Genomic DNA, 6,203 nt, shown 5'->3' with positions numbered 1-6,203 from the left:
TGCTTTCCGTCGCCAGATAACGACGCACGAACGCGGCGTTGCGGTCACCGATATTCATCGTCGTCATGCCCGCCAGCACGGCCGCGCCGCCGAACACCTTGGCTTCGAAGCGCTCGCGGCGGCCGCCGCAGCTGCTTGACCCTCCCCTGTCCCGTCCGCGGCAGGAACGCGACCTTACGCGGATGCGAGCCCTGCAGATCCTCGGCGACGATGCGGATGCTTTCCGTCGCCAGATAACGACGCACGAACGCGGCGTTGCGGTCACCGATATTCATCGTCGTCATGCCCGCCAGCACGGCCGCGCCGCCGAACACCTTGGCTTCGAAGCGCTCGCGGCGGCCGCCGCAGCTGCTTGACCCTCCCCTGTCCCGTCCGCGGCAGGAACGCGACCTTACGCGGATGCGAGCCCTGCAGATCCTCGGCGACGATGCGGATGCTTTCCGTCGCCAGATAACGACGCACGAACGCGGCGTTGCGGTCACCGATATTCATCGTCGTCATGCCCGCCAGCACGGCCGCGCCGCCGAACACCTTGGCTTCGAAGCGCTCGCGGCGGCCGCCCGCCTTGATGAGTTCGTTGATCAGCACTTCCATCGCGTAGGCGCCGTAGCGCATCGCGTCGGAACCCACGGGCGCGGTGCCCGCGTCGGCGCCGTCGTCGGGGAGCATGAAGTGATTCATGCCGCCGATGCCCGCAGTGCGGTCCTGGATGCAGGCCGCCACGCACGAGCCGAGCACGGTGACGAGCACCATGTCTTCGTTCGTGGTGAAGAATTCGTTCGGCAGCAGCTTCACGCCGGGGCGCTGGAAGTGCGCGTCGAAGTAGCGATTGGTCGCGATCGGCAGGCGTGTGCTCATACGCTCGCTCCCGCTTCGGACTTCGCGGGCGCTTTCGCGCTGCTCGCCGTGCTGCTTGGCGTGCTACCCGTCGTGCTTGCGGCGGACGTGGCCGCGCCGCGTCCACGCGTGAGTTCGTAGACGGTCTGGCCGCGCAGGCGGAAGGCCTGCGTCACGTAGGTGAAGTTCTCCGAATGCCCCGCGAACAGCAGGCCGTCCGGCTTCATCAGCGGCTCGAAGCGCGTGAGCACCTGCGCCTGGGTCGGCTTGTCGAAGTAGATCATCACGTTGCGGCAGAAGATCGCGTCGAAGTTCTGGCGCAGGCCGTAATCCGCGTCGGTCAGATTGAGCTGCTCGAACTTGATCATCTGACGCAGTTCCGGGCGCACCTTCACGAGGCCCGCATGCGAGCCCGTGCCCTTCAGGAAGAAGCGCTTCAGGCGCTCGGGCGTGAGGTGCTTGACCTGGTCGAAGGCGTAGACGCCCGCGTCCGCTTTCGCGAGCACCTGGGTGTCCAGATCGGTGGCCAGCACGCGCGCCTCGCGGGCGGCGCGGTCGCCGAGCGCCTCGATCAGCGTCATCGCGATCGAGTACGGTTCCTCGCCCGTCGACGCCGCCGAGCACCACACCGAAACCGGCTGCGGGCGTCGCTTCACGAAATCCGCGAGGATCGGGAAGTGATGCGCCTCGCGGAAGAACGCCGTGAGGTTGGTCGTGAGCGCGTTGGTGAACGCTTCCCACTCGCTCGCGTCGTTGCGCCTTTCGAGTTCGTCGAGATACTCGCGGAAGCTGTCGAGACCGAGCGCGCGCAGACGCCGCGCGAGACGGCTGTAGGCCATGTCGCGCTTGTGGTCCGAGAGCGAAATGCCGGCGCGGCGATGGATCAGCGAGCGGATGCGCTCGAAGTCCGCCGACGTGAAGTCGAAGTCGCGCGCGGCGCCTTCGCCCGGTGCGGCGGACGCGAGACGCGTCGCGTCGCCACGATCGCCACGTTCGGCCTGGGTGTTGCTTCCGGCGCGGGAAAACCGCAGCGACTTCATGATCTTGCCCCTACGCGCGCTGCGCGCATTGCCGCGAGTGTCTGCGCACTTCCGGGCGCCTGCAATGCGTGCGTAAGCGCGGCGCGCGGCGCGAGCGCTGCCTTGCGGGCAGCGGCGCGGTGCGATTCATGCCGTGGTGATGCGCTCAGTTGCATTGCCGTTCTCGTCTGCGTGTGTCTACGTCTTGGTTGTTGCGTGGATGATTGCCGTGATGCGTTGTGCTGCGCTTTGCTGCGTTTTTGCTGCGTTTTTGCTGCCCTGCTGCTTTAACCGTTGCCTCTGCCGCCGGTCCTGCTCACGCTCAGAACGTTTCCCAGTCGGAATCGTCCTTCGCGGAAGCCGTCACGCTGACCGGCGCCGCCTGCGGCTCGGCGCGCACCGCCGCCGATTTCGCAGCCGGGGCCGCCTTCGCAGCCGCTGACGTGGCAGCGGGTTTGGCGGCGGCGGACGCCGTCGGCGTCGTGCGCTTCGCGGGCGCCGCTGCAAACTGCGCATCCGTCTTTGCAGCAACGGCAGGCGCGGCGGAAACTGAAGGCTTTGTTACCTTATGACCGCGCGAGACGCCGTTCGAAGCACCGCGATCGGCACGATCCGCACGATCGCCACGATCGGCCCCATTCGTGCGCCAGGTGCCCAGCACGCCCTGCAGATTGCGCGTCTGCTCTTCGAGCGAAGCTGCTGCCGCCGCCGCTTCCTCGACCAGTGCCGCGTTCTGCTGCGTGACCGTATCCATCTGCGTGACCGCGCGATTGACCTGCTCGATGCCGCTCGACTGCTCCTCGGACGCCGCGCTGATCTCACCCATGATGTCGGTCACGCGACGCACGGCCTGAAGGATGTCGTCCATCGTCGTGCCGGCGCGGCCCACCAGTTGCGAGCCGCTCTGCACCTTCTGCGCGGAATCGTTGATGAGTTCCTTGATTTCCTTCGCCGCGCCCGCGCTGCGCTGCGCGAGCGTGCGCACTTCGCCGGCCACGACCGCGAAACCACGGCCCTGCTCGCCCGCGCGCGCCGCTTCCACGGCCGCGTTGAGCGCAAGAATATTGGTCTGGAACGCGATGCCTTCGATCACGCTGATGATGTCGACGACCTTCGCCGAACTCGCGGCGATGTCCTGCATCGTGTGCACCACTTCGCCGACCACTTCGCCGCCGCGCGTCGCGATATCGGACGCGTTGACGGCCAGCTGGCTCGCCTGGCGCGCGTTCTCGGCGTTCTGGCGCACGGTGCCGGTGAGCTGCTCCATGCTCGACGCCGTCTCCTGCAGCGACGCGGCCTGCTGCTCGGTGCGCTGCGAGAGATCGGTGTTGCCCATCGCGATCTCGCGCGCGCCCACGTCGATCGAACCCGCGCCGTTATGCACGGCGGAAACGAGCGAAACGAGGCTGTCCTGCATGCGCTTGACGCCCGCGAACAGACGGCCGATTTCGTTGTTGCTATAGACGTCGATGCGTTCGGTGAGATCGCCCTGCGCGATGCGCTCGAAGCTCTTCACCGCGTCTTCGAGCGGCTGCACGATCAGGCCGCGCATCGCGAAACGGATCGCCACCACCACCACCAGCGCCACCAGAATCGCCGCGCCGATCAGCGTGCGCATCAGCGAAATCTGCGAGCGCGCGCTTTCTTCGCGCGCCTGCGCGCCGTCCTGCAACTGCTGCGCGATCGGCGCCGCCGAGTTGTCGTAATCGACGAACATCGGGCTGATCTTCGTGTCCGCGACCGCGTGATACGCCGCCAGATCGTTGGCGCGCAGCGCGGTGAATTCGGGCTGCACGCCGTCGCTGAGGAGCGACGCGCGTTTGGTGGCGAGCGTGTCGAGCGCGGCGGCGTCGATGCCCGCCTTCGGCGCGGCCTGGAAGATCTTCCAGGCGTCGTTCGACTTGCCGAGCAGCACGTCGGCGCGGTCGATGGCCTTCTTCGCCTCGTCGTTCTGACTCGCCGCATAGAGCGAGTTGGCGCGATCGAGCGAGACGCGCGAGCGCAGCAGATACGACGACGCGTCGTTGAGCGAATGCATCGCGACGACATCGCCGCGCGCAATCGTCGCGAGCGAGTCGCCCGCGTTGCCGAGCGCGACGAGTCCGAGTGCGCCGACCAGCACGGTCAGCGCCAGGAGAATGACCCCGACGCCCGTGAGCGTCGTGCGGATCGACCATCTGTGCAACATCGTTTGCTCCTGTCCTGTGCGACGTTAGCGGGCCGTTTCGCCGCGGTGGCGCGGGCGCGCCGGAGGTCATGGCGGTGCGCCGCTCTGACCGGTCTGCTGCCGGCGGCTTTCCGCTCTTCCTCTCACGCGGGCCTTGCGGCCTCACCCCCGAAGCTACCTCGCCTTATTGCCCTGTCGTACCTGTCCGTGCCTGTCTCTGCGTGCGACCGCTCGCGACCGCTTAAGCGCTGAGCGCCTCGATGAGTTCCATCTCGCGGCTCGTCATGAGCTTCTCGATGTCCATCAGGATCAGCATGCGGCCGTCCACGGTGCCGAGACCCGTGAGGTACTCGGTCGTGAGCGTCGCGCCGAATTCCGGCGCCGGCATGATCTGGTCGGCCTGCAGCGTGAGCACGTCCGACACGCCGTCCACCACCATGCCCACCACGCGATGCGCGACGTTCAGGATGATCACGACGGTCTGGTGGTCGTACTCGACACGGCCCAGGTGAAACTTGATGCGCATGTCCACGATCGGCACGATGATGCCGCGCAGATTGATCACGCCCTTGATGAAATCGGGTGCGTTGGCGATGCGCGTGACGCTCTCGTAGCCGCGGATTTCCTGGACCTTGAGAATGTCGATGCCGTACTCTTCCGCGCCCAGCGTGAAGACGAGGAACTCCTGACCGCCTGCGTCGGCCTGTTGCGCGTCGCGGCGGTGCGCGCCAGCGACTGCGCCCTGTGCGCCGCCGCCCTGGATGGATTGGACTTCTGCCACGTTAGCCCCTGAACGGTTGGGAAATGGTTGGTTGATGCGTTGTGTTTCGATCGGATGTCAATCGCACGCGCGCTTAGGCGAATTCCTGGAACGAACCCGCGTTGGCGCCGCCCTTCATGCCCGCGCCCACGCCGTGCGACGCACGCGTTTCGCGGTTCAGCGCGGCCACGTCGACAATCAGCGCGACGCTGCCGTCGCCCAGAATGGTCGCCGCCGAAATGCCGTGCACCTTGCGGTAGTTCGTTTCGAGGTTCTTCACCACGACCTGCTGCTGGCCGACGAGCTCGTCGATCAGCATCGCGAAGCGGCGGCCTTCCGTCTCCATGATGGTGACGATGCCCTGCGTCGGATCCGTGCGCGCGCCATCGACGTTGAAGCACTGGTGCAGCGCGACGAGCGGCAGATATTCGCCGCGCACGCGCACCACGCGGTCGCCGTTGGTGACGGTGTAGATGTCTTCGTGGCGCGGCTGCAGCGACTCCATCACGAAGTTCAGCGGCAGGATGAAGATCTCGTTGCCGACCTTCACGGACATGCCGTCGAGAATCGCCAGCGTGAGCGGCAGGACGATGCGCGTCGTGCTGCCCTTGCCCGCGTGCGAGCTGATCTCCACGTGGCCGCCCATCGCCTGGATGTTTCGCTTGACCACGTCCATGCCCACGCCGCGGCCCGAGACGTCGGTGACCTGTTCGGCCGTCGAGAAGCCCGGCAGGAAGATCAGGTTCCAGACTTCCTCGTCGGTCATCGTGTCGCTGACCGTCATGCCCTGCTTGACCGCCTTGGCGAGAATCTTGTCGCGACGCAGACCCGCGCCGTCGTCGCTCACTTCGATGACGATGTTGCCGCCGTGGTGCGCAGCGGACAGCACGAGCTGGCCGGTCGCGTCCTTGCCCGCGGCGCGGCGCGCTTCCACGGTTTCGATGCCGTGGTCGAGCGAGTTGCGCACGAGGTGGGTCAGCGGATCGATGATGCGCTCGATCAGGCTCTTGTCGAGTTCGGTCGCCTGACCGAACGTGACCAGCTCCACTTCCTTGCCGAGCTTCGCGGCGAGGTCGCGCACGAGACGCGGGAAGCGGCTGAACACGTAATCCATCGGCATCATGCGGATCGACATCACCGCTTCCTGCAGATCGCGCGCGTTGCGCTCGAGCTGCGCCATGCCGTTAAAGAGGCGGTCGTGCAGCGCCGGATCGAAGGCGCTGCTGGTTTCCGCCAGCATCGCCTGGGTGATCACGAGCTCGCCGACGAGGTTGATCAGCTGGTCGACCTTCTCGACGCCGACGCGGATCGAGCTGCCTTCCGCCGAAGCGGCGGCGGCCGGACGCGCCTTGCGTTCGTGGTCGGGGTGCGCTGCGGCGGCCGCTGGAGCGGGCGCGGCGACAGGCGCAGCCGGTGCGGC

5 protein-coding genes and 2 pseudogenes are annotated in these 6,203 nt (G+C 66.8%); all 7 read right to left on the bottom strand.

Annotated features, from left to right (window positions below):
• Positions 1-127, bottom strand: a pseudogene (locus tag G3N97_RS39820) (chemoreceptor glutamine deamidase CheD); the annotation flags it as partial.
• Positions 126-344: pseudogene (locus G3N97_RS35485) on the bottom strand (chemoreceptor glutamine deamidase CheD); the annotation flags it as partial. The pseudogenes G3N97_RS39820 and G3N97_RS35485, both read right to left, overlap by 2 nt.
• A complete protein-coding gene (gene cheD / locus G3N97_RS35480; RefSeq protein ID WP_205997494.1) occupies positions 262-858 on the bottom strand; it encodes a chemoreceptor glutamine deamidase CheD in 597 nt (198 codons plus the stop codon). The pseudogene G3N97_RS35485 and the gene cheD, both read right to left, overlap by 83 nt.
• Positions 855-1,877 (bottom strand): CheR family methyltransferase, encoded by a 1,023-nt coding sequence (locus G3N97_RS35475; RefSeq protein WP_205997493.1) that lies wholly within the window; start codon positions 1,875-1,877, stop codon positions 855-857. Before G3N97_RS35475 ends, cheD begins: the two co-directional genes overlap by 4 nt.
• Before the next feature lie 301 nt (positions 1,878-2,178).
• Positions 2,179-4,044 (bottom strand): methyl-accepting chemotaxis protein, encoded by a 1,866-nt coding sequence (locus tag G3N97_RS35470; RefSeq protein WP_205997492.1) that lies wholly within the window; start codon positions 4,042-4,044, stop codon positions 2,179-2,181.
• Positions 4,045-4,264: 220 nt separating this feature from the next.
• The gene (locus tag G3N97_RS35465) at positions 4,265-4,804 is read right to left on the bottom strand and encodes a chemotaxis protein CheW (RefSeq protein ID WP_065065599.1); all 540 of its coding nucleotides are present in this window, start codon (positions 4,802-4,804) and stop codon (positions 4,265-4,267) included.
• Positions 4,805-4,877: 73 nt separating this feature from the next.
• Positions 4,878-6,203: chemotaxis protein CheW (locus tag G3N97_RS35460; protein ID WP_205997491.1), on the bottom strand; the 1,326-nt coding region annotated here is incomplete at its 5' end.

It is taken from the genome of Paraburkholderia sp. Ac-20347 (assembly GCF_017104805.1).
In the GTDB taxonomy this organism is placed as follows: Bacteria; Pseudomonadota; Gammaproteobacteria; order Burkholderiales; family Burkholderiaceae; genus Paraburkholderia; species Paraburkholderia tropica.
Note: the sequence above shows the minus strand (reverse complement) of the source record. Positions and strands in the feature narration are given on the sequence as shown.